A 24,575-nucleotide genomic window follows, 5' to 3' on the forward strand; every position below is an offset into this window, starting at 1 on the left:
CGCACGGGGCGGGTGGAGTGGTCGACCGAGATCCGACTGCTGGCCGAAGGCATGAATGCCGTACCGGATCTGGGGTGGCTGGTGGCCCGGCTGACCGTGGGCGAGCAGCACTGGCCGCACCGCACCCCGTACGAGCAGATCCGCCTGGTGCCTGGCGGGTACGGGCTGCTGCTCGCCCCCAGCGCGCCTCCTCAGCTCGTGGACGTCAGCGGCGCGTGCCCGGTGGTGGGGCTGCGGGAGGGTGCCCGGCGCTTCGGCCAGGCGCTCACCGAAGCCGTCCAGCTCCGGCTCCACACCACCGAAGGGCCAGTGGGCGCGGACCTGTCCGGGGGGCTGGACTCCTCGACGGCCGTGATGCTGGCGGCCGAGGCGGGTGAAGTGCGGGCGGTGACGTACACCGACGGCTACACCAGCGGCGAGGACATGGTGTTCGCCGCCCACGTCGCCCGCCATCTCGGCATCACGCACACGGTCGCCACCGGAATGGAGGCCGAGCTGCCGTTCTCCTTCCCCTCCCCCCAGCCGGCCGGGAGCGAGCCGGTACTGGAGGCGGCGATGTTCACGGTGGATGCCGCCTACCTGCACCCGGTGCGCGGGCTGGCCCTGCATCTGACCGGGCATGGTGGGGACGTCGTGCTCGACTCCTCCTCGGCCTGCTGGGTGCGGCTGATCCAGGACGGGCACCGCCGGGAGGCCCGACGGCAGGTGGTCGCCTTCGCCCGACTGCGCAACACCGCACCCGGCCCGTACTGGAAGGCCCTCACCCGGGCCGTCACCCTCGGGCGCGTCGGTGCCCTGGCCGAGGCCGCCGACGCGCTCGAACGCGGTCCCGTCACGCCGGGCACCCCTGGCGGGTGGTCCTGGTGCAGTTTGGGCCCGGCCGCCTCGTGGCTGACCACCAACGGGCGCCAGCAGGTTGCCGCTCTCGTCCGGCAGGCCGCGCACACCCGGCAGCCGGAGCGGGCAGACGAGTTCGACCAGTGGGCGGCCCTGCGTTCCGTCGGAGCCTCGGCCCGCGGCTGGGCACCATACGGCGACGCCCTCGGCATCCAGCCGGTCTACCCGTACTTGGACAACCAGGTCGTACGGGCGGGGTTCGCCGTCCCGGCGCCGGCCCGACGGGGCATGGTGGCCTACAAGCCCCTGCCGGCCGCCGCACTCCCCCAGCTGCCCGCGTGGCTGACATGCCGCCGCTCGAAGGGCTCCTTCACCGCCCAGCGCATCGCCGGCCTGGCCCGCAACCGGGGCCGACTCGACGCGCTGATCTCGCACAGCCCCCTGGTGTCCGAAGGGTTCGTCGACCTGGATGTGGTTCGTACGGCGCTGGCCGAGGCGGCAGGCGGGGGCCCGCCTGTTCCGCACCTCATTGTCCCCGGACGACTGGGCACGCTTCCTCACCGTGGCGAAACCGTGGGCCTGCCGCCGGGGCACCGCTCAGGTCACCGAGGGCGGGCCTCAGGTCATCAGCGCCACGAACGTCTCCTTCACCTACCCCGGCGCAGCCGAGCCCGCGCTGAAGGACATCAGCCTGGACCTCAAGCGGGGCGAGGTCGTCGCGCTGGTCGAGGAGAACGGCTCCGGCAAGACCACCCTGGCCAAGGTGCTGACCGGCCTGTTCCTGCCCACCTCGGGCACAGTGGCTTGGGACGGCATCAATCTCGCCGACGCCGACCCGATTGGTGTTCTGGCCCATCTCGCGCTCGTACCGCAGGACTACACCCGCTGGCCGCTGGCCGCCCGCGAGAACATCACCCTCGGCCAGCCCCATGCCGAAGGCGATACCGCCGTCCATGCCGCTGCCGAGGCCGCTGGGGCCGACACCGTCATCGCCGCCCTCCCGGACGGGCTGGATACCTCACTGGCCCGCTCCTGGTGGGGGGACACGACCTCTCCGGCGGCCAGTGGCAGCGCGTCGCCGTGGCCCGCGCCTTCCACCGCGACGGCGCTGTCCTCGTCCTGGACGAACCGACCGCCGCGCTCGACGCCCGTGCCGAGCACCGCATTTTCACCCGGCTCAAAACCTCGCCGGCAGCCGGGCCACCGTCTTCATCACCCACCGCCTGGCCAACGCACGCCTCGCTGACCGCATCATCGTCCTCGACCACGGCCGTATCGCCCAGACGGGCACCTTCGACGAACTCGTCACCCAAGGGGCAGGCATCTTCTTCGAGCTCTACAAACTGCAAGAAGACCGGTAAGGACCTGCTGTGCGTTCCCTCGACACCGCTCTGCTCGACGACCTCGCCAGCGCCGCGGAACGCGATGGCGTCGCCAAGACCGTCGTCGGCGCCGTCCTCGCCGACCACGACGGCAAGGTCCTGCTGCTGCACCCTCCGGCCGACGACTACCTCGGCGGGCTGTGGGAGCTGCCCTCCGGCGGCGTCGACACCGGTGAGACCCTCGTCGAAGCCCTGCGGCGGGAGGTCGCCGAGGAGACCGGGCTGACGGTCACGGACATCAGTGGCTACCTCGGCTACTTCGACTACCGCTCCGGCAGCGGACGCGCCACCCGCCCGTTCAACTTCACCGCCACTGTCACGGGTGAGACGGTCACGCTCACCGAGCACGACGCGCACCTGTGGGCCGAACCGCACCCAGCAGAACCAGGTCTCCAGCGCCGTCCAGACCGCTCTCAACACCCGGCGCCACCAGGCAGCCTGACCAACTCCCCACCCCGACCGCCCCGGTCTCTCTCCCCTCGGAGAGCGACCGGGGTTTGCTTCAGGGCTGAACCCGGACGGCCGGCGGGACCGTACCAATGATGTTGTCCTCGTTGTCCAGCCACACGTGCTGTCCTTACTACATCACTCTCACCCTCGACGGTCGCTGCATCGGCTCTCTCCGCATCCGCGGCCCCGAACTCGACGAGGTGTTCCACGACTTCGCCCGCCCCCGACACGTCCATCTTCTCCGCCGGTCCATCGCCGACAACTTGGCTCATCGCGCCCTCCCCGCGCCTCCCTCCGCAGCTGCCCGACAGAGCGACACTCCTCACGATCCGTTACCTCCGGACAGCGCCGACCCCGTGGAACCACAACTCCTATGACGCCTTCTGATCAAGAACAACCGAATCACCCAAGCCGCAGCCCCTTCCCCGGCGCGGCCAGCATCCCGTACGGTCGGGCCCGAACACTTCATGCGCACTGCCCTCAGCAACGAGGGCGCCGCGGCCGCCGCGCAGCAGCTCGCCTGCGACGTTTACAACGAGCAGGCGGACCCCGAGTCGGACGGCCCCGACGCACTCGTGGGCCTCTTCACACCGCTGGCGTGCTACTCGGTGGTGGCCATCGGGCACATCTCGGAGTCCCACCAGCGGCCGGTAAGCCACCTCTATAGGAAGGGCAGTTGCTGGTCCGGTCGCACAGGGAGCCTGACTTCCACCACGCCGAACAGTCACCCACCAATGGCTGCGCGGCTTCCAGCAGTGCCCGACCTACTTGGAGCAGGTCTGGTCGCGTGCGGGCAGCTTGCCGGTGGCGAGGTAGTGGTTGACCTTGCTGTCGATGCACGCGTTCTCGTAAAGGCCGTAGACCGCGTGCCGGTTGGCGCCTTCGAGGGTGACCAGCCGGGAACTCGGCAGCAGTCCGTGCAGGGCGACGGCGCCCTTGTGCGGAGTGCGCGGGTCGCCGGTGGCCGACACGATCAATACCTCGGCGTCCTGCTTCACTTGGGTGGGTTCCTCTCGGGGACGGTCCCAGAATGCGCACGGGTTGATGTTGTTGGTCAACGCGCCGAAGCGCGGGTACGCGGCGCGGCTGCGTTCGATGTCCCGCCAGTAGACCTCGGGATCACGCGGAGCCGCCACGTCACCGCAGATGATCGAGGACTGCACACTGCCGTGGGGCGACTGCTCGCCGGTCGTCGCGAGCCGCAGGGTCTCCGCGAACCGGGGCGACAGCCGGGTCGGCAGCCCGGCCGCGGCCTTGGCCAGCACGGATATCTGCTCACCGAGCGCCGCCCGGGAGGTATCGGTGTCGCTGTCGACCCCGGCGAGCAGGATGAACGGGATGTGGGTGTCGTCCAGTCGGAAGGTATCCGGGGCGGTGCCGACGGTCAGTGGGCCGCGCGCGGATGCCCGGATGATGCGGTCGACGGTGGCGAGCACCTGGGCACGGGTGCGGCCGAGGCCGTAGGTCCCGTTGCGGGCGGCGGCCCAGGTGGCCCAGTCGGCGAGCGCCCGCTCGTTCTCGCCGACGGCTTCCTGGAGCAGCCGGGGGCCGTACTTCCGCGGGTCGATGGCACCGTCCAGGACCATGCGGTCGGTGCGGCCGGGGAACATCTGGGTGTAGACGGTTCCCAGGTAAGTGCCGTACGAGTAGCCGAAGTAGGAGATCTTCTTCTCGCCGAGCGCACCGCGGATGACGTCCATGTCGCGGGCCGTGTTGCGCGTGTTGACGTGCGGGAGCACGGAGGCGTTGGTGGCGCGGCACTTGGCGGCCAGGTCCTTCTGGAGGGCGACTTGGCGCTCGAAACTCGCCCGGCTGAGACCGGCCGAGAAGAGGTTGGTGCCGACGGGCCAGCCGCAGTCCAGCGGGGTGCTGCGGCCGACGAAGCGCGGGTCGAAGCCGACGATGTCGTACCGCGGGCCGGCCTTCTTCATCCATGGACGGAATTCGGGCGGGGATTCGAGGGCGGTGCCGCCGGGGCCGCCGTTGTTGAGCAGGATCGAGCCGATGCGGTGGCGGGTGTCGGTGGCCTTGAGCCGGGACACCGCGACGGTCAGCGTACGGCCCTGCGGGTCGGCGTAGTCGAGCGGTACGACGACGTCCGCGCACTGCACACCGGCCTTGTCCAGGTCGTGGCCCTCGGTGTCGCCCGGGTTCTTGGCGCAGCTTCCCCAGCCCAAGTGCTGGCTGTAGTAACGGTCGAGCCCCGTTCCGGATTCCGGCGCGGTGGGGGCTGCCGCAGCCGTGACCGTGGGAGCCGTGCCGAGGCAGGCGGCGAGGACAAGGCCGACGATCGAGGTGCGGGGCAAGGCCGGGCTGGGGGTGATCACGAAGCCTCCTTGAGATGCTGAGGGGTGTGGCGGGGAGCGCCTGCCACATGTGCTGCGGGGACGGCAGCCCCGTCACAGCGGACACGGCAGTCACCGTCAGACGCTAAGCGGAGCAGCCGTCCTCACTCACTACCGCTGTCCCCCCAACCCGCAGTGGGGCCACCCCCACCGGCGACCCCGTGCACGCCCGGTCAGGGCGAAGCGCTCAGTTGCTGAGCGTTCGGTCCGGCAAGGTGTCCCAGGTGTCCCCTACCAACCGCAGCGCCAGGTTCCGGCTGTGGAAGGCGTGCACGCCGTCCACGCTGACCATGGCTTCCGCGTACAGCACCGGCTCGGGGCCGGTGGTCAGGCCGCCGACGTGGATCTCGTAGACCATCTGCCGGCTCTGCGGGGTCGCTTGGCTGCGGCAGCGGGACTGGGCGGTGACGCCGGGCAGGGGCTCGAAGCGGGCCGCGTCCCGGTCGATGGTCAGTCCGAGGGCGGCCAGGTGGAAGGCCATGACCTGGTGCACGCCGTGGCCCATCAGGGATCCGGGGAACACGGGGTCGTTCTTGAAGTGGCCCTCGAAGTACCAGCCGTCGGGGCGCAGTCGCGTCTCAGCGCGCAGGTAGCCGCGGCCGAGTGCGCCCCCGGCCGGTTCGAACGCGGTGACCTCGTCGATCAGCAGGAGCCGCCCGCTGTCGATGCGGGGCGTCCGCACGTGGGCGCGGGTGGTGTCCCAGGCGGGTCCGAAGCAGTCGTACGGCCGCCCCTCGGCGAAGGCCCGTACGGCCTCGGCGTCGAAGCGCGCGGTGCTCGTGGGCGGCGTGACGGGGTCGAAGGGAAGGTCGTGGGAGAGGCCTTCGCCCGGGGTCCAGCGGATGCCTCCGGCGGCGGCGAGCTCGGTGTCCGTGAAGAAACCCGCCTGCGCGTTGCGGAGGCTGACGACGAGGTCGTTGCCGGTGAAGCAGTCGTAGCGGAAGAAGAACAGCCGGGTGCCCCGGTGTTCGGCGTGGCCGTCGATATGGATCTCGTAGCGCAGGGTCTGCCCCACCCTGGGGGTGGGGCCGTGGTGCGTGGCCTCGCAGCCGAGGAGCCGGTAGACGCGCTCGCCCCGGTTGAGGAGGTCGACACCGAGCCAGCTGATGAGGAGCAGGTCCGCCTGGCCTGCTTCGACGAGGAGGCCGAGGGGGATGCGCCCCGCGTGGTCGAGGTACCAGGTGTCGGGCCGCAGGTCGGTCTCGGTCCAGATGGTGCCCGTGCCCATGGAGGCCGGTGCCGCGTCGATGCCGGTGACCCGGTCGGCCAACAGCAGCGGTGGCCCGGGGAGTCGGGTCTGGCGTCGGTAGCCGTCCTGGGCGGCGAACAGTGGCCCGAAGAGTTCGGAGACCGGGCCGTCCGCCAGCCGTTCCAGCTGGGCGCGGTCGAACTTGGGCCCGGGCAGCGCGGGTTGCCGTACCGGCGGCGGAACGGCCGGGTGGAGTGGCGGACTTCCCCGAAGCGGGGTGGGCAGAGCGTCCTCCGTGGTCCGTCGGCCGCGCAGGTAGCGCTCGTGCAGTGCGGTCTGTTCCGTCAGGTACTGCCGGTGGAGGGCGGTCACCCGGCTGTGGTGCCGGGCGGCGGCCGCCCTGCGGGCCGCCGCCGTGTCCGGCTCTGCGGCCCGCGGTCCGCTCGCCGGGGTCACAAGGGGCAGGGTGGGCGCGGGAGTCATCACCGTGGCGAGGCGGTCCGGCACGGGCAGCCGGACAGCGGGCGCACGGGCCGGTAGGCGCAGCACTCGCCCGGCCGCCGGTGTGTCGGCCCGTCCCCGGTCGAGCAGGCGCAACAGTGGTGCCGGGTCGCACAGTCCGGCCGCCGCCAGTTGCTCCACCGACCGGCGCAGACGGGGCAGGGCCTGCCCGCCGGGCTCGTCGAGTGCCACGGCGAGATGGTCCCGGCCTGCCAGGGTGCGGCCGATCCACTCGGTGCACAGGGAGCCGGGGCCGTGCTCGACGAAGACGCGGACGCCGTCGGCGTAGGCGCGTTCGATCACCGCCGGGAAGTCGATCGTTCGCGTGGCCTGTGCCGTGATGGCGTCGGCGGCGCTCTCCTCGATCGGCAGGTACGGCTCGGCGGTGTCGCCCCGGTAGAAGCGGACGCCCGGAACGGACAGGGTGGGCCGGCGGTGCAAGCGGTGCCATGCCTCGCGGATCCCCTCCAGTTCCGGGACGTGGGCGGCGATGTCGTAGTCGAGCTGGATCGCCGCGTGGGGGAAGCGGTTCCGTACCAGCGTGTCGCAGGCGTTCTCCTCGCCGCCGACGACGCAGACGCCGGGGGCGTTGATCGCCATCAGATGTACGGCCGGCTGGTCGGCGACGGCCTGTCGTACCTGGTGCACCGGTGCGGTGACCAGGTAGTTCCGCCAGCGGTGGCCGGTGATGCCCCGGGTGTGCCAGGCGTGCCGGGCCGCCCGGTGCTCGCCCGTGATGTCGTGGGTGAACAGCCCGCTGCGCCGGGCGTCCTGGGCCAGGGCCGCGGCGTCGGGCCATGCTTCCAGGGAGATCAGCGCGGAGGTCTCGCCCGAGGAGTAGCCGAGGGCCGCGTCGGGCCGCAGGCCGAGCACGAACCGGGTGATCAGGGTGTGCAGCGCCGCGAGCCGGGTGGTGGCCCAGATCCTGCCGAGCACACCGGTGTCGGTGAAGTCCGGGGGCGGCCAGGGCATGTCCTCGGCGTCGCAGCGGCTGCGGACGACTTCGGCGAAGTCCGGTAGGGAGTCGGTCAGTTCGCGGCCCATGTGGGGGTAGGCGGCCGAGCCGTTGGTGTAGACGAAGGCGACCTGGCCGTCGCGGCGTACGGCCGCGGGGGCCGCTCGCAGCCGGACGCGGCGTTCCGGGCCTTCCAGGACCGGCACGACGACGTCGGCCGTGCGCGGCGGCGCGGTGCGGTCGGCGAATCGTCCCGGGCGGGGGCGGATGCCGTAGCGCAGGGACGCGACGGCGGTGGCGACGGCCAGCAGGCCGGCGGCGGCGTGCGGGGTGCCGAACCATGCGGAGTTGTCGCAGCGGTCCGGCGCGCTGCCGTCGGGGGCGGTGCTCACCCTCAAGTCCGGTGGTTCGTCACCCTCTTCTTCGTCGAGGATCGCCAGGACCGTTTCCCCGGCCCGCTCGGCGTCGGGCAGGCGTTTGAGGACGAGGACGACGGCGGCGTCCCCGGGGGCGCGGCCCGCTCCGAGCTCGCGCAGTGCCTCCTGGTGCACGAGGTCGTGCGCGAGGTCGGTCGCCCCGACGACCACGGCGTCCGCCTCGTGCGACCGCAGCAGGCGGGCGGCCGTGGCGAGGGCCGCGGTGCCGGAGTCCTCCTCGGCGGAGACGGTCCAACCGGGCCCGGACAGGTCGAGTTGGCTGTTGATCCGGTTGGCGACGATGTTCAGCATGGTGCCCATCGCCGTCGCCGGGGTCATCGCGGGAGCGAAGGCGTCCCGGAGCCCGGACGGCGGGCCGGGGGCGGGGGCAGCCCGGCCCGCAGCCAGTGGGCGTCGATGCGCCGCCCCGCGATATGCAGTCCCACCTGCGGGTCGACCCCGGCCCCGACGACGACGGCCGTACGCGGCGGCGGGAGGGTCAGCCCGTGGGCCGCCTCCCGCGCGGCGTCGAGCACGAGGATTTGCTGCGGCAGGGTCTCCCGCAGGTCCAGGGGAGGGAACCGCAGGCCCTTGACGGCGAGTGCGACGGCCTCGCGCGGCTCCCGGCACGGGCGTCCGGTGCAGAGCGCGGCGATGAACTCCTCGGTGCCTCCTTCCCGGCCGACCCGGGCGGCGAGGGCGACGACGGCGAGCGGAAGGGGCGCCGGACGGGACGGGGCCGGGGGCGGGGACGCGAGCGCGTCCCCCGCGTCGAGGACGAGGTGGGCGTCGGTGCCGCCGAAGCCGAACGCGCTGACCGCGGCGCGCCGGGGCCCGGACCAGTCCTCGTGTTCCGTGAGGAGCCGGAGCGGCCCCTCCCCCAGGGCCGCCGGGGTGCCGTCGTGCGGGGTCGCCGGACGGATTCCCGCGTCGAGCGCGCCGATCACCTTGAGGAGCGCCGCCGCGCCCGAAACCGTCAGCGCATGGCCGATGTTGGCCTTCACGGAACCGACCGGCAGGTCCCGGTGGGCGACGAAGACCCGGCCGGCCGACCTGGCCTCGACGGCGTCCCCGACCGCCGTGCCGGTGGCGTGGCACTCCAACAGGCCCACGGATTCCGGGGGAACCCCGGCCGAGGCGTAGGCCGCGCGCATCGCGCGTTCCTGGCCGGTCGCATCGGGGGCGACCAGCCCACCGGCCCGGCCGTCGTTGCCGAGGCCGATGCCGCGCACCACCGCGAGCACACGCCGTCCCTGGGCCAGGGCGTCGCCCAGCCGCATCAGGGCGAACAGAACGGCACCTTCGGCGGGCACCAGACCGTCGGCTTCACGGTGGAACGGCCGACTGCGGCCGGTGGGGCTGAGCGCTCCGAGGAGGGCGAAACCACCGTGGACGAGCAGAGGTTCGGAGCAGGCCACCGCACCTGCCAGCATCAGGTCGGCCGTCCCGTCCTGGAGCCGGTCGCAGGCGAGCTTGACCGTGTAGAGCGAGGTGGCGCAGGCCGCGTCCACGGCGTACGCGCCGGCGTCGAGGCCCAGCGCGCGGGCCGCGAGCAGGGCCGGCATGCCGGAGGAGAAGCGGTTGAGGGCGTGCGGGCGGGGTGCCACCGACTCCAGCAGGGCGTCCCGTACCGAGGGGTCCTGGGCCGAGAGCCACAGGTGTTCGGCGTAGCGGACGGCGGTGGCCGTGGGGTACGAGAGGTTGCCGAGCACCAGTCCGGAGCGGGGCGGTGCAGTGAAGTGCCCTGCCTCGGCAAGGGATTGGCGGCCGACGTGCAGCACCCACTGGAAGAGCGGGTCCAGACGCAGGACTTCGGCGGGGGCAAGACCGTACCCGGAGGGGTCGAAGACCTCGTCGAAACCGTTGACGAACCCGCCGACGCCGGGAGTGAAGCGCTCCGGACGCCCGGTGCCCGGCACCATGCCCAAGCGGTCCGGAGGGGCCGGGCCGAGGCTGACCCGGCGGGCAAGGATGTTGCGCCAGAATTCGTCCGGGCTCAAGGCGTCGGGCAGCACGCAGCCGCGGCCGACGACGGCGACGGGTTCGAACGGCATCTACGCCTCGCCCCCCTCGTCGGCCGCCGCCGGGTCGGGCCGTCGGATCAGCTCCACGTCGAGCAGGTCGGCGAAGGGGGTGCCGTCCTGCCCGGTCAGCCGCACGTGGCACCGGGCGTAGGCGCCCTCGGCGCGCACCGGCAGGACGGCGCACTTCACCGGCCCCGGCGCGGGGCCCCGGTGGTGGGCGCGGAACGTGCCGACCGCCATCGGGAGAACGGCGTGCCCGAGTGCCTCCCGGGCCCAGATCACACCGATTTGCAGGCCGCCGTCGAGCACGGCGGGGTCGCTGTGCCAGATGTCGCCGGTCCAGCCCAGGGCGGTCACGCCGGAGAGAGTGCCGCGGGCGCCGTCCGGTCCCGCCGCCTCCATGGCCGTCACCGCGCGCATCAACGGCCCGTAGGAGAGGACTTCACCGTCGTAGAGGTCGGCCCGCCCCCAGGGCGGCAGGCCGTCGGCGGTTTCCGGCGCACCGAGGGGCGCCGGGTCCGGCGGGGCGTCCCCGGCCCCGGCGCGACCCGTGCAGTGCAGGGTGCCGTCCGCGTGCCGCAGCTCCACGGAGAGCTCGCCCGGGTCCGTCCCCTGGGCCCGGCCGGTGACGGTGAAGTCCGTACCGCTGCTGTCGGACGCGTTCCAGACCGCGGGCCGGAGCACCCGTACGTCCCGCAGCGTCACGGCCGCGGCGCCCGGGGCCCAGTCCCGGACGGCGGCGAGGAACCACTCCAATACTTGGGCGAGCGGCAGAACCGCCCTGCCGCCGATGACGTGGTCGGCCAACTGCGGGTGGGTTTCCCCGGAGACGTGCACCCCGGCGGGCCGGGGGTGGCGCAGGCCGGTCGGCGGCAGGGGCCCCGGGCGGCCTTCCTCCGGCGGTACGGCCAGGAGGAGCACCCTGTGGTGGCCGTCCGCCGCGCCCAGTTCGTCGACGAAGGCCCGCGCGCCGGTGTCGGCCGGCAGCAGAGGCACCCCGGCCGACTCGAAGTGGCCGGCCAGGGAAGGGGTGACCATGCCTCCCCGCCACGGGCCCCAGTCCAGGGAACGGACCCGGCAGCCCGCACGGGCCACCGCCTCGACGGCGGCGGCATGAGCGAGCGTCTCGTTGGCCATGGCGTAATCGCTCTGCCCCGGGTTGCCGAAGCGGCCCGCGACCGAGGAGAACAGGCAGATGGTCCGCACCGGGTCGGCGGCGGTCGCCTCCAGCAGGACGCGCAGCCCGGTGACCTTCGTCCCGAAGACCTGGTCGAAGTCCTCGTCGGTCTTGTCGGCGATCCGCTTGTCCGCCAGCACCCCGGCGCCGTGGACGAGGCCGGTCGCCGGGCCCCACTCCGCGCGGACGGCCTCCAGGGCGGAGCGTACGGCGGCGCGGTCACGGGTGTCGGCCCTGAAGTAGCGCACGGGCGCACCGGCCCGCTCGATCGCGGCGAGGGTCGCCCTGATCTCCCGGACGGCGAGGATGTGGCGGGCTCGCCGGGCGAGGGCGAGCGGCGGTTCCTCGGTGCGCCCTGAGAGGGCGCGGACGAGAGCGGCCTCGTCGGCGTCGGGCGGCAGGCCCGCGGGCTCCTCGTCCAGTTCGGTGCGGCCCAGCAGCGCCAGGTGGGGCCGCCCGGTCCGGGCGAGCGCGGTCAGCGCGGCGGCGGTGACGCCGCGGGCGCCGCCGGTGGCGACGAGGATGTCGTCGGGGCCCGGTCCGACGGAGGTGGTGCCGGGCGGGGAGGCCGGGACGGCCAGGGTCGTCACCCGGCTGCCATCGGCGGGCAGCCCTGCTTCCAACAGGGCCCCTCCACACAGCAGTTCACCGGCCACCGCGGCGGCGACCGCCTGCGGGGAACGGCCCGAACGGGCGCAGTCGACGGCCTTGACGGCCGCCGCTGGCCACTCCGCCGCGAGCGTACGGACCAGCGCCGTCAGGCCGCCGAGCCAGGCCCGCTCCCCGTGGGTGCCCCGTACTCCGAAGTCGCCCCCGGTGTCCTGCGCCGTGACGAACACCCCGCCCTGGTCCGCGAATCGGGGTGCCAGCAGCCGGGCGGTCCGGAAGGCGGCGCGCTGGACCTCCAGTGCGGCCTCGGCGGTCGGGTTCTCCGCGAGGCCGCCCAGCAGCAGCACCGCCCGGCTCTCCGGCGACGGCTCCACGACCGCTTCGGCGCGGACGCCCCGCTCGCCCAGGCACTCGACGACGAGCCCGGCGAGCCCGGAACCCCCGTCAACCACCTGCAGGATGTGCTCCCTCAGGCCCGGCATCGCCAGCCCGCCGGGCGGAGCGGGGACCGTGCGCGTCACGAAGCGCCCCAGGGCCGGCTGCCCCTGATCCGAGCCGGGAGGGAGCTCCGGCACCACGACGGGACCAGGAGCAGGACCGGGGGCGGGACCGGGGAGGGGCACCGTTGTCCCCGAGGCCTCCACCGCACCCCGCAGCCGCTCGACGACCTGCCGGAGTGTCCGCAGGGACGCCAGCTCCATCGGGTCGCCCTGGATGTCGGGCAGTTCCCCCGCCCGCTGCCGCAGCACGGAGAGGATCTCCACGCGTTTGATGGAGTCGATGCCCAGCTCCGCCTCCAGTTCCATGTCCAGGTCGAGCATGTCCGCCGGGTAGCCCGTCCGTTCGGCCACGACGGCCAGCAGCGTCTCCTCCAGCCGCGTCGCGTCGGGCTCCGGTGCGGGTGGCCCGACGACCACTGCGGCGGGAACCGGCGCGAGGGCCGGGGTGGCGGGAGCTGTCGGGGTGTCCGGCCCGGCGGCCGGGAAGGTGTCAACGGGCATCACGGGGGCGCCGTACGGCTCTGGAGCCGGCGCTCCCGGCGAACCCAGCAGTGCCGCGAACGACATCTCCGACATTTTCAGGAAGGCCGTGTGCGCCTCGCTCATGGACCGCAGGAAGACGGCGTGGGCGTCGGCGGTCCGGCGCTGGGCGTCCTCGATGAGGGCGGTCCGCCCGTCGTCCTCCTCCGGCGGCGGTCCGGGGGAAGCCGCCACCGGCGGGACGCCGGGCAGCGGGGGCGCGATGGGCATCTCAAAAGAGACCGGAGGCGGCGCGCCCGGAAGGGGGTCCGCCATGGCGGACGGCGGCGCGGAAGGAGCCGGTGCGGCGGGCGCGCGAGGTGACGGCGGCTCCGCCGGGGCGAGTTCCGTGGAACCGCCGGGCGCGGGAAGCGGTACGGCCGTCGCCCTCCCCCCGTCCGCTTCCTCGGGGAGCGCCGTCCGCGGCGGATAGCGCCGCCCGTGGTTGCCGCCGTCGATGGGTACGGTCATCCTCGGTCGCTGCTGCCCGTCGGCGGGACTCGGCACCGCGAAGTGGCGCCAATAGGGTGCGAAGTCCAGGGGGATGCCGCCAACGGCGAGCCGGGCCAGGGCGTCCTGGAAGGCGGTCACGCCGTGCACACCGCGCCGGTCGAGAGGAACGGCCAGGTGGGGCCGTTCCCCGAGGATCCGGTCCACGAGCGAGGTGAGGACCGTGCCCGGGCCCGCCTCGACGAACGTGCGCGCCCCGGCCCGGTACATGGCCTCGATCTGGTCCGCGAAACGCACGGGCTCGGTCAGGTGCCGTGCCAGGCGGGCGCGGATCCGGTCGGCGTCGGCCGGATAGGGGGTGGCGTCGGCGTGGGAGAGAACCTCGGGTCCGGGGGGTGAGATCACCGCATCCGCCAGGGCCGCGGCGAAGGGGAGACGGGCGGCTTCGACGAGCGGGCTGTGGAAGGCGGCGGGCGCGGCGAGCGGCAGGGTGGCGATGCCCGCGGCCCGCATCCGCTCGGTCGTCGCCGCGATCGCCGCGGGCGTTCCCGAGACGACCGTCTGTCCGGGCCCGTTGTCGTTGGCGATCCACACGTCCGTCGTACCGGCTGCCGCCAGCGCCTCGCACGTCTCGCGGCAGTCCGCGCGCACCACCAGCATCGCGCCCGGGGTCACGGCCGCGGCGTCGCGCATCGCCTTCCCGCGGGCGAGGGAGAGGCGCATGAGCGTGTCCGCGTCGTAGGCCCCCGCCGCGTGCAGGGCGATGAGCTCGCCGAGGCTGTGGCCCGCGACGCAGTCCGGCCGCAGGCCGAGCTCCTCCAGCAGGCACAGCAGGGACAGGCTGTGGGCGGCCAGGGCAGGCTGTGCCCACTCGGTGGCCGCGAGCAGTCGCGTCTGTGCGTCCCGCGCGTCCTCCGGTACCGGCGGGGGGAAGACCACACGGTGCAGTGCGACGTCCCCATGGCCCGTCCCGCCGACCGTGTCCCAGATCGCGAGGGCCCCGGGGTGGTGGCATGCCAGGTCGCCGCCCATGCCGACGTACTGGGACCCCTGGCCCGGGAACAGCCATGCCAGTCGGCCCGGTTCGGGGGTTCCGGTGCCCCAGTGCAGGCCGGACGGCAGCGACGGGCTTCGTCCGGCGTCCAGGGCGGCGGTGGCCAGGTCGAGCCGTTCGACGAGCTGGTCGGTGTCGGCGGCCAGCACGCCGAGCCGCTGGGTGGCACCGGGCCGGAAGTCCTGCTGGCTGCGGCACGCAAGGCCGGCGAGGACCGCGCCGGGCCGCTGCCGGGCGTCGCTCCCCTCCCCCGACCGCCGCAGCTCGGCGACGCGTTCGCGCAGTTCCCCGGTGGAGTCGGCGCAGAGCAGCAGGAGTTCGGTCGGGGCGGCCCGCAGTCGCGGCCGGGAGCCCGCCGGAGCGGAGGCCGTCGGCCGGTGTTCCTCCAGGGTGACGTGGAAGTTGCTGCCGCCGAAGCCGAAGCTGGAGACGGACGCGCGCCGGGGCGTGGCGCCGGGGCGGACCCACGGGCGGGTCCGCGTGCTGAGGTAGAACGGACTGGCCTCCATGTGCAGGGCGGGGTGCGGGCGTTCTGCGTTGATGGTGGGCGGCAGCACCTTGTGGTGCAGGGCGAGGACGGCCTTGAGGAGGCCCACCGCCCCGGCGGCGGTCTTGGTGTGGCCGATCTGGGACTTGACCGACCCCAGGGCGCACCACTGCCGGCCGGCGCGGCCGGATTCCTCGAACACGTCGCGCAGGGCGGTGAATTCGGCCTGGTCGCCCGCCTTGGTTCCGGTGCCGTGCGCCTCGACGAGCTCCACCGTGTCCGGTGCGTATCCGGCTTCCCGGTAGGCCCGGCGCAGGGCGAGGGCCTGGCCCTGCGGGCGGGGTGCGTAGATGGCGGCTCCCCGTCCGTCCGAGGAACTGCCCATGCCGCGGATGACCGCGTACACGCCGTCCCCGTCGCGTTCGGCGTCGACGAGTCGTTTGAGCGCGAACATCACGACCGCCTCGCCCAGCATGGTGCCGTCGGCGTCCTCGGCGAACGGCCGGCACTCCTGGGTCGGGGAGAGCACCGGGGTGGTGGTGAAGCAGCGGAACATGCCGATGTCGTTCGTCACGTCCACACCGCCGCTGATCACCAAGTCGGCGCGGTTCAGGGCGAGTTCGTCCAGCGCGGTGGACAGGGCGGCCAGCGATCCGGCACAGGCCGCGTCGGTGGTGTGGTTGGTGCCGTGGAAGTCGAAGCGGCCCGCGATGCGGCCGACGACGACGTTGGTGAGCAGACCGGGGAAGGTGTCCTCGGTGGGGTCGGGGTAATGCGCCAGGATGCGCTCGCACACCGCCTGGGCCTCCGCCTCGGGCAGGCCGTGCTCGCGCAGGGCCTTGAACCACACCGGCCGCTGGGTCGAGGCGTAGGTTTCCGTGAGGAGGGACAGCCCGGCCGCGCCGAGCACCACCGCGACGCGGTCACGGTCGGGCAGGGCCGATCCGCCGTCCGCGGCGTCCCGCAGCACTTGGTCGGCGACCGTCAGCGCGAGCAGTTGCGCCGTGTCCGTCGACGCGAGGCTCTGCGGCGGGATGCCGTAGGACAGGGGGTCGAAGTCCACGGCGGGCAGGAAGGCGCCGCGGCGGGTGTAGACCTTCCCCGGGGTGCCGGGGACAGGGTGGTAGTGGTCGTCGACCAGCCAACGGGTGGGCGGGATGTCCTGCATGAGGTTTCGCCGACCGAGGATCAGCCTCCAGCTCTGTCCGACGTCCCGGGCGTCCGGCAGCAGGGCGCCGAGACCGACCACGGCAACGGCTGCCCGGCCCGGGAGTTGACGGTCCGACATGGCGTGTCCTCGCGACAGGGGGCGGGTCGGGAGTCGGGGCACGGCACCGGGCCGCGCCGGGCGGGTCAGGCGAGTCGGCGGGGGCGGAAGGCGAACGCGGCGGCGGGGACGGCGACGCCGTGACTGCGCAGCTGGTGGGCGCGCGTGATCACGGCCGCGCCCTCGAGGAAGTTCAGCGCGATCTGGACCACGTCGCGCCGGGCGGGGTCGGCGAGGAAGCTGTCCGCGGCCCAGCGGTTGAAGGCTCCCATGGCCGGGCCGCACCAGATCTGGTAGTCCGCCCGGCGCTCGGTGTGCCCGGTGACCGCCCAGCGGCTGGACATGCCCAGGTACCAGCGGAAGGCCAGGGCCATGCGGTGCCGGGGTTCGCGCCGGGCCCGATCGGCCTGGGACGGGTCCCGCTGCTGCCAGAACCGCAGGGTCTCGGCCCAGACCGTCTCGAACGGGGCCTGGAGGACGTCCTGTTCGACGCGGGCCCGCCGCCGGTGCGGGATGTCCTCCCAGCTCTCGTGGTCGCGGTAGAGCTCGTAGAGCTGGGTGGCGCGGGCGGCGAAGAACGTGCCCCGGCGCAGGACTTGGAGCTTCACTCCGAGCTCGAACATGTCGGCCGCCGGGGCCATGGTCACGTCGGCGATGCCGGCCTGCGCGAGCATGGCCTTCGCGTCGTCCGACAGGCCCGATTCGCGGGCGGCCTGGTTGACGGTGCCGGTGAGTACGTACGCCGCCCCCAGGGCGAAGGCCCCGGCCACCGCGGCGGGAGTGCCGAGGCCGCCGGCCGCGCCGACACGGACGGGGCGGTCGTAGCCGCGCGTGGCGGTGATCTCGTTGCGCAGGTCCAGCAGGGCCGGCAGCAGGACCGTGAGCGGCCGGTTGTCCGTGTGGCCGCCGCTGTCCGCCTCGGCCGTGACGTCCTCGGCGACCGGCACATGGCCCGCCAGTTCGGCCTCGTCCGCGGTCAGCTTCCCCTGGTGCACGAGGACGTGCAGCAGGGGCCCGGGGGCGGGGGACATGAAGGGTTCCGCGACCTCGGGCCGGGACACCTTGGCGAACAGCCGCGCACCCCGCAGGATCCGGCCGTCCGGCCCCCGGCGCAGGCCGCTGGCGGCGATCCGCACCACCGCGGGGGTGAGGGCCATGAACGCCGAGGCGGAGACGGCGGGTACGCGGTGGCGCAGCGCGATGTCGACGACGCGGTCCTCCAGGTCCGGTTCGCCCGGTGAATGGATCAGGTTGACGCCCCAGTTGGGCCTGCCCGCGAGGGCGGAGGCCAGCTCGGCCACCGCCTGCTCGACCCGCTCCGGGCCCAGCCCCGCCGCGCCGAAGAAGCCGAGCATCCCCGCCCGGGCCATGGCGCCGACCATGGCCACGGTGGCGATGCCGCCCGCCATCTCCCCGGCGACGTAGGGGAATCGCACACCGTGCGTCTCACGGAACGACCGCTCTCCGAGCCACTCCGGGTAGAGCGGCGGCAGCGTGCCCAGCAGGGGCAGCCCGCGCCGGCCGACGGCGGGCGGGCCCGTGGAACCGCCGACAGCGACCCCGATATCCCCCCTTCCCGTGGGGGCGGCCACGAGGTGAACCGTTTCCCTGATGCCTGCCGCCACACTCGCGATCTCCGTCGGCGACCAGACGGCCGGGCGGTCGACGGGGTACCACAGCACGGGTGCGGCGCGGCGCGGAGCGGCAGTCGTCATGGCGCGCCCCACGGCACCCGGCACCGCCCCGGGACCGGCCGCGCTCGTCCGGCGCCGACGACCCGGCACCGCCCGGTCCGCCGCCCGGTCCACCGGATCGTCCTGGACGGGGGATCCATCACGATGCACACCTCTCGAGGACACTCACGGGCATCAGGAGAAGGGAGGACCAGGAGAGCAGCGATGGCCCCGCGGCCACGGGCATGAAAGGCCGACGGGGCTTCCCGGATTCGGCTCGCACCGGCCGACAGGGCGCCGGTCGCGTATCTCCCTTTATAAAGCCGTGCACGTCGCGAAAGCCATCACTCACCAGAGTGAGACCGGCGATCCGGCGATCACCGACGACTCGATCGCCACCTTCCAGGGCACCGGGCGGAGAACCTCGCCATGCCGGCCCGTCCGGCACCGGCAAGAGCCACTTCGCCGAGGCCCTGGCCCACAAAGCCATCGATCAGGGCACGCAAGTCGCCTGGTTCAGCCTCGAATCGCTCACGGCCCACGTCGGCCGGGCCACCGTCGACAATTCCGTCGCCAAGGCGATCGCGAAACCCGGGCCCGCCTGACCATCCTGGACGACATCGGCATGCTGCCGTCCGGCCAGGCCGCCGCCGAGACGTTCTACCGGGTGATCGACGCCGTCTACGAGCGCAGGTCCGTCATCGACCTCGAACCTGCACCCAGATAGCTTCGACACGATCATGCCCAAGACACTCGCCACGGCCGCGGTCGACCGGCTCCTGCACCACGCGCACATCGTCCTGACCGAAGGCACCAGCCTCCGGCTCACCCAGGCAACCACGGGCAAGGGCGTCGAGCCCCTCCACTGGCTCCTCAGACAGGCTCCGGAAGGGGACCGAGGTGCTTGATCACGCGTTCGCGCAGGAGGAGATAGTCCTCCCACCGGCGCGGCAGCGGGCCCGACGGGCGCTCGATGACACGGGCAGCCGTGACAGTCTGCCCGTGCTGGAACTGCTCGCGTGTCGGGTCGAGTTCCATCCCGCTGGGCAGCCGGTTCCACCAGTGGAAACCGTGCTGAGACCCGTCATGATGCACCTCGCCGACCACGAGGTCGCCGCCGAAGATGTCGTTGACGACCAAGGCCGTGATGTCGCAGTGCCCCCAGGCCGGGTTGCCTGGCTGCCATTCGGCCTGGTTGTCGGGTGAGCAGGTATCGGCGGCCCAGCTGGCTCGCAAGGCCGTGTCGAGATCGAGAAGGTTCCAAGGGATCACGTCGGCAGCATCGCAGCCGCCACTGACATCACCGACGGGCCAACCCGAACTCGCATAAGCCGCCGAACAGGGGACGAGTAGTCACACCGGACAGGGAGATCAGGTGTCCGCCCGCAAGGATCTGAAATGTCCACCCAGAAGGACGTCAGCGTGTCCGTTGGCAACGAGGACATCGCCCGCCTGTCGCCGCTCAAGCACCGCAACCTGAACCTGCTCGACCGCTACAGCTTCACCGCCTCCACCCCGGCCGCCAGCGCCCTGCGCCCGCTGCGCGACCCGGGCGCCCCAGAACTGGACGAAGACGACGACGGCCGGGCAGGAGTGAGTATCAGGAGCCGATCGGATCAATCCGTGACGGGCAGGCACTCGGCGAGCAGGGCGACGATGTCACGCCAGGCTCGCTGTGCGTGCCGCGGGTGGTAGCCGACGCCGGGAGGCGCGGCGTGGTCGACCGGTGGGTGGTGGAAGGCGTGAAGGGCTCCTCCATAGACCGTAAGGCGCCAGTCGACGCCCGCGGCCTGCATCTCGGCGGTGAACGCCTCCCGTTGCGCGGGCGGCATGATCGGGTCTTCCGACCCGACCCCGGCCCATACCGGGCAGCGAATGCGCGCCGCCTCGCCCGGTCGGCCCGTGGTCAGTGCGTTGACCGTCCCGATCGCGCGCAGGTCGACGCCATCGCGACCGAGTTCCAGGGCGACTGCGCCCCCGGTGCCATAGCCGACGGCGGCAATCCGGTCAGGGTGGGTCCGCGGTTCGGTGCGCAACACGTCTAGCGCCGCGTGCCCGATTCCCCGCATGCGGTCGGGATCGGCGAGCAGCGGCATGCAACGGGCCAACATTTCCTCCGGGTCTTCCAAATAGCGTCCGCCGTGGAGGTCGAAGGCCAGCGCCACGTACCCCAGCTCGGCCAGGGCCTCGGCCCGCCGGCGCTCGACATCGCTGAGCCCCATCCCCTCGGGTCCGATCAGGACTGCGGGCCGGCGCTCGGCACCGGCCGGGAGCGCGAGGTATCCGATCATCGTCAGGTTGTCGGCCGGGTATTCGACCGTACGGGTTGTTACCGTCGTCATGCGACTGGACGGTAATGACCGTTGCGCCCGCTCGGGGTGGTGTTCACCGATGGCAGACAGCAGCCTGTCCCGACTACACCTCCCACGGACGCGTCGTCCGCCTGTCCAATGAACCCGCGCAATCTGGGGGCTCACGGCGCCGCGAATCCAATCAGATCCGATGGTGATTGCTGGCAGGGTTCACGGCGTGTCCGACGGGTCGTGCAGCGAGCTCCGAGACCTCGCGGACCGCCAAGCCTGGTGGGGTGCTCGATGTGTTTTGTGCGCTCTGGGTAGCGCCGGTGCGCCCCTGCACGGGCATATCGATGGTGGGCCGGGCGGGCCGACCATGGCCGGTATTCGACGGGGCCATCGCACCCCGCACCGGACGAAAGAGGTCTGCCATGCGCGCGCTGAAAACCATGAGAACCGCACGTGCCTCGGCGACGGCGCTGTTGCTCGCCGTTGCCTTCCCGCTGGCGGGGCCGGCGACCACCGCGCACGCCGTCACCGTCGACGTCCTCTGCAAGGGCACAGAAGACGGGACCTACACCCCCGGTCTGACACTGGAGCCCCAACTCGTGCACTTCCGCGGGGAACAGCACATGAGCTGCACGTCCACCGACCCCACGCTGACCAGCAGGACAGAGATATTCGAGGGCGACTTCGTCATGTCCTGCCTGACGCCGCTCTTCACCGGTCCCGTCACCCTGACGTTCCACTGGAACAACGGCCGGACCAGCACGGCCGACGGAAAGTACATCGCGGACTCGACCGGCGGCAACGTGCTCAGCGTCTTCCGAGGCAAAGTGACGGCCGGTGAGTTCCTGGGAGACGCCGTCGAGACCGTCCTCGACGACACCCAGCGGAACATGCAGCAGTGTCTGCGGCCCGAAGGGCTGACCCACGAGACCGGTCCCTACAGCGTGTCGTTCCAGAGACTGTAGCCACAAGCCCGGACGTTGCGTCGCAAAAAAACAGGCGCAACGTCCGGGACCCATCGGACAGGCCCTAGCGGTGGTGCGGCGGGTGGGGCGGCGGTGGCGGGATGGTGGCCGTGCTGGGGGCGGTCTCCGGCCAGACCAGCAGAATGGGGCAGGGGGCGTGGTCGACGATGAAGCGGCTGGCGGGGCCGAGGCTGCTGGGGCCGAGGTGGGTGCGGTCGCCGTCCCGGGCGAGGATGAGCAGGTCGGCGCCTTCTGCGGCGGCCACGACTTCCCGTTCGACGCGGCCCGAGCGCTCTCGCCGGGTACACGGGCGTCCCAGCCGCTCGGCCGCTCTGGCCAGGAGCTGTTCTGCTGAGGCGGCGGCCAGGTGTTCCACTGCGGTGCCGGGGTCGCGGTCGGGGCGTGCGCGGCCCAGCAGTCCGGCGTAGGCACCGTGTGCGGCACCCGGCACCTCGTGGCCGGTGACGTGCAGCAGCACCAGGTCGGCGACTGCGGGCGTGCGGGTGCGCGCGGCGTCGACGCAGGCGGGCCAGGTGCCCTCCACGATCCAGACGATGACGGTCACGGGTGTTCAGCCTCCGATCGATTGGAGCGAGACCCACAGTGCCACCACCGCAAGCAGCAGGGCGGTGGGCACGGCGATCAGGCCGAGCCGGGTGAACTCGCCCAGTTCCACGTCGGTGTCGTGTTCGCGCACGATGCGCCGCCACAGCAGGGTGGCCAGCGAACCGGCGTAGGTGAGGTTCGGGCCGATGTTCACACCGAGGAGCACGGCCAGGACAGCGCCTGGGCCGGTGGGGGCGGTCAGTGGCAGCAGTACCAGGACGGCGGGCAGGTTGTTGATGACGTTCGCCAGTACGGCAGCCAGTGCCGCGATGGCCAGAAGGGCCGCCAGGCCGGTGCCGCCGGGCACCAGATGGCCCAGCGCACCCGCGAGGCCGTTGTCGACGACCGCGCGGACCACGATGCCCAACGCCAGGACGAAGGCGCAGAACGGGAGGGCCGCGGCCCGGACGATCGCCGTAGGAGTGGTGCGGCGCCGGGCGAGGGCGCGGACCGCCAGGACGGCTGCGCCCGCTGCCGCCGCCCAGGCCGGGTTGACGCCGACCGCCGAGGTCAGCACGAAGCCCGCCAGGGTGCCCGCCACCGTGATCAGGGCGAACAGCGGCAGTTCGCGGGGCTCGTCGGCGGGCGGGGACTCGGCGCCCGCGTCCAGGTCGGTGACGAAGAAGCGGCGGATCACCACGTACTCGGCGCCGATCGCGACCAGCCAGGGCAGCGCCATCAGCGCGGCGAAGCGGGTGAAGGTCAGGCCGCTGGCGGCGAACGCCAGCAGGTTGGTCAGGTTGGAGACCGGCAGCAGGAGCGAGGCGGTGTTGGACAGGTGGGTGCAGGCGTAGACGTGCGGCTTCGCGCGGGCGCCCAGCCGGGCGGCGGTGGCGAACACCACCGGGGTCAGCAGCACCACCGTGGCGTCCAGGCTGAGCACCGCGGTGATCAGCGAGGCCGTCACGAAGACGAGGACCAGCAGGCGGCGGGGGCGGCCGGCCGCCCGGCGGGCCATCCAGGCGCCGCAGGCGTGGAACAGGCCCTCGTCGTCGCACAACTGGGCCAGGACCAGGACGGCCGCGAGGAAACCGATCACCGGGCCCAGCCGGGCGGCCTCGGCCGCCGCGTGGTCGAGCGAGATCGCGCCGGTGGCGACGACCACCCCGGCGGCGGGGACGGCCACGACCGCCTCCGACCGGCCCCACGGCCGGATCACCGCGCAGGCCAGCACCGCCAGGAGCAGGACGACGGACAGTGCTTCTGCGAGTGAGGCGTTCAGGGTCGGAGCCTTTCCGGGTGGAGTCCTGGCACGAGGAGTTCGTCGTGCACCTTCGCGCGTACGGTCGCGACGTCACCCACGGGGGGGGGTGCCTGTGGCGTTCGGATGGGGCCGGGCCGGGAGTCGGTCGCGCAGATCGATCTCTTCGAGGGTGAGCGGGTCCTCGGGCCGGCGGATGCAGACAGGCTAGGGCCTGAGCGGCAGGCCGTCGTCCGCTGCGGTGTGCTCGGCTTCGGCGAGGGCCCGGTAGAGGGAGGCGACCGACGGGGAATTGCCCGCGTTCTTGCCGGTCTTGATGGTGAGTTTCTTCGCGATCTCGGGGACGGGGACGCCCTTGTCCCTCAGCGCGACGGCGAAGGTGAGCATGTCTGGCGTACCCGATCCTCACCGGCCGCTCAGTGCGGGGCCCGGGCACGACGGCGAGCGCCGGACCCTGCTTCCAGCGCGGCCGGGCCCGCGGTCGGCATCGAAGCGTCCTACCGCCAAAGCTGCCTGATCAGGCATCACATCCATGATCGGAGTCTCTCAGTGGAGGTTTCATCCTGGGCGTGGTGTCTCATCCTCGGGCGTTGAGGTGCGCCAGGTTTGGGTGGTTTCTCCGGTGATCCGGCGGGCCATGGTGTCGATCATTGCAAGGTAGATCATGGCTTCAGAGCTGGCGGTCAGCGTCTCGTAGTCGCGGGCCAGACGGCGGTGCATCATGATCCAACCGAAGGTCCGCTCTACTGGCCAGCGGTGTGGAATCGGAGCGAATCCCCTGGTCCCGGGCTTGCGTTGGACGATTTCCAGGTCGATGCCCAGCCGGGCGGCGCTCTCGACGAGGTGCTGGCGGTAGCCGCCGTCGACCCAGATCTTCCGCAGCCGCCGGTGTGCCCGGGAGGCCTGCCTGATCAAGGGTGTGCCGGCGGTGGAGTCCTGCACGCTGGCGGCAGTGACCAGCACGAACAGCAGCAGGCCGAGCGTGTCGGTCAGGATGCTGCGCTTGCGGCCGACGATCTTCTTCGCGGCGTCCGTGCCCTGTGTGGCGGACGGGACGGTGTGGGCGGTCTTCACGCTCTGCGCGTCGATGATCCCCGCGCTCGGCTCGGCGTCCCGTCCGGCCTGCTCACGCAGCCGGTGCCGCAGCAGCCCGTTCAGCTTCTCGAAGACTCCCTCGTCACGCCAGTACGCGAAGTAGTGGTAGGTGGTCTCCCACGGCGGGAAGTCGTGGGGCAGGTAGCGCCAGGGGATGCCGGTGCGGTCCACGTACAAGATCGCATCCAGCAGGTCCCGCAGCGCGTACTTCGGTGGCCGCCCACCGGGGATGCCGGCCTGGCGGCGCTTGGCACGCCACTCGCTCAACACCGGCTCCACCAGGGCCCATCGGTCATCGGACAGATCGCTGCCATACGCTCGGCGTTCGCCCATACTCTTGGCGTACCGCGTTGGGGAACCCACCGCCAGGGCCCGGAGGTCCACTCGCCGATTCCTGGGTGAGACCGGGCATCCTTGAATGAGACAGACTCCAAGGCTGATGTCGGAACCCAAAGCGCATAACGCGCCGCAAGTCCGATGCCGTGGTGCACCAACAGGAACGAAAACCACACGTGCCTCACTGACCGCTCTTCAGAATCGGTCTGCCACGGGGGATTCCAGGATGAAACC

Annotated in this window: 13 protein-coding genes and 3 pseudogenes; 5 read left to right on the forward strand and 11 right to left on the reverse strand. The window is 72.6% G+C overall.

Features of this window, described 5'->3' with window-relative positions; genetic code table 11:
- Positions 1–51 precede the first annotated feature (51 nt).
- The 3 genes and pseudogenes from AB8735_RS04095 to AB8735_RS04105 form a co-directional block, all read left to right on the forward strand.
- A pseudogene (locus tag AB8735_RS04095) lies at positions 52–1,281 on the forward strand (asparagine synthase-related protein); the annotation flags it as partial.
- 25 nt (positions 1,282–1,306) lie between these two features.
- Positions 1,307–1,747 (forward strand): annotated as a pseudogene (locus AB8735_RS04100) (ATP-binding cassette domain-containing protein); the annotation flags it as partial.
- A gap of 460 nt (positions 1,748–2,207) precedes the next feature.
- The gene (locus AB8735_RS04105) at positions 2,208–2,762 is read left to right on the forward strand and encodes an NUDIX hydrolase (protein ID WP_372405421.1); all 555 of its coding nucleotides are present in this window, start codon (positions 2,208–2,210) and stop codon (positions 2,760–2,762) included.
- Positions 2,763–3,433: 671 nt separating this feature from the next.
- On the opposite strand, the gene AB8735_RS04110 is transcribed toward AB8735_RS04105, so the two are convergent.
- From AB8735_RS04110 to AB8735_RS04130, 5 genes are all read right to left on the reverse strand, one after another.
- On the reverse strand, positions 3,434–4,996 hold the full coding sequence (locus AB8735_RS04110) for an alpha/beta hydrolase (protein ID WP_372405422.1): 1,563 nt from the start codon (positions 4,994–4,996) through the stop codon (positions 3,434–3,436).
- Between the two features lie 205 nt (positions 4,997–5,201).
- Positions 5,202–8,414: a beta-ketoacyl synthase N-terminal-like domain-containing protein gene (locus AB8735_RS04115; protein ID WP_372405424.1), complete on the reverse strand. Its 3,213-nt coding sequence runs from the start codon at positions 8,412–8,414 to the stop codon at positions 5,202–5,204.
- Entirely contained in the window at positions 8,411–10,129 is a 1,719-nt protein-coding gene (locus tag AB8735_RS04120; RefSeq protein ID WP_372405425.1) for a polyketide synthase, read from the reverse strand. Before AB8735_RS04120 ends, AB8735_RS04115 begins: the two co-directional genes overlap by 4 nt.
- A complete protein-coding gene (locus AB8735_RS04125; protein ID WP_372405427.1) occupies positions 10,130–16,183 on the reverse strand; it encodes an SDR family oxidoreductase in 6,054 nt (2,017 codons plus the stop codon).
- A gap of 65 nt (positions 16,184–16,248) precedes the next feature.
- The gene (locus tag AB8735_RS04130) at positions 16,249–17,877 is read right to left on the reverse strand and encodes a PfaD family polyunsaturated fatty acid/polyketide biosynthesis protein (RefSeq protein WP_372405428.1); all 1,629 of its coding nucleotides are present in this window, start codon (positions 17,875–17,877) and stop codon (positions 16,249–16,251) included.
- 203 nt (positions 17,878–18,080) lie between these two features.
- Between AB8735_RS04130 and AB8735_RS04135 the strand changes: the two are divergent.
- A pseudogene (locus AB8735_RS04135) lies at positions 18,081–18,743 on the forward strand (ATP-binding protein).
- Here the strand turns inward: AB8735_RS04135 and AB8735_RS04140 are convergent.
- Both AB8735_RS04140 and AB8735_RS04145 read right to left on the reverse strand, forming a co-directional pair.
- Entirely contained in the window at positions 18,709–19,107 is a 399-nt protein-coding gene (locus AB8735_RS04140; protein ID WP_372405430.1) for a hypothetical protein, read from the reverse strand. The pseudogene AB8735_RS04135 and the gene AB8735_RS04140 overlap by 35 nt on opposite strands.
- Before the next feature lie 344 nt (positions 19,108–19,451).
- Entirely contained in the window at positions 19,452–20,177 is a 726-nt protein-coding gene (locus AB8735_RS04145) for a dienelactone hydrolase family protein (RefSeq protein WP_372405431.1), read from the reverse strand.
- Between the two features lie 401 nt (positions 20,178–20,578).
- Between AB8735_RS04145 and AB8735_RS04150 the strand changes: the two genes are divergently transcribed.
- Positions 20,579–21,103, forward strand: coding sequence for a hypothetical protein (locus AB8735_RS04150; RefSeq protein WP_344027168.1), 525 nt, complete (start codon positions 20,579–20,581; stop codon positions 21,101–21,103).
- A gap of 64 nt (positions 21,104–21,167) precedes the next feature.
- Here the strand turns inward: AB8735_RS04150 and AB8735_RS04155 are convergent, their stop codons facing one another.
- The 4 genes from AB8735_RS04155 to AB8735_RS04170 form a co-directional block, all read right to left on the reverse strand.
- Complete coding sequence (locus AB8735_RS04155) at positions 21,168–21,668, reverse strand: universal stress protein (protein ID WP_372405433.1); 501 nt, start codon at positions 21,666–21,668, stop codon at positions 21,168–21,170.
- Between the two features lie 6 nt (positions 21,669–21,674).
- Positions 21,675–22,931 carry an SLC13 family permease gene (locus tag AB8735_RS04160; protein WP_372411770.1) on the reverse strand — a complete coding sequence of 419 codons (1,257 nt, stop codon included), beginning with the start codon at positions 22,929–22,931 and terminating at the stop codon, positions 21,675–21,677.
- A 186-nt stretch (positions 22,932–23,117) separates the two neighbouring features.
- Positions 23,118–23,297: a hypothetical protein gene (locus AB8735_RS04165; RefSeq protein WP_372405435.1), complete on the reverse strand. Its 180-nt coding sequence runs from the start codon at positions 23,295–23,297 to the stop codon at positions 23,118–23,120.
- 171 nt (positions 23,298–23,468) lie between these two features.
- On the reverse strand, positions 23,469–24,338 hold the full coding sequence (locus tag AB8735_RS04170; protein ID WP_372404158.1) for an IS5 family transposase: 870 nt from the start codon (positions 24,336–24,338) through the stop codon (positions 23,469–23,471).
- Positions 24,339–24,575: the final 237 nt, after the last annotated feature.

The organism is Streptomyces luteireticuli (assembly GCF_041519305.1).
In the GTDB taxonomy this organism is placed as follows: domain Bacteria; phylum Actinomycetota; class Actinomycetes; order Streptomycetales; family Streptomycetaceae; genus Streptomyces; species Streptomyces luteireticuli.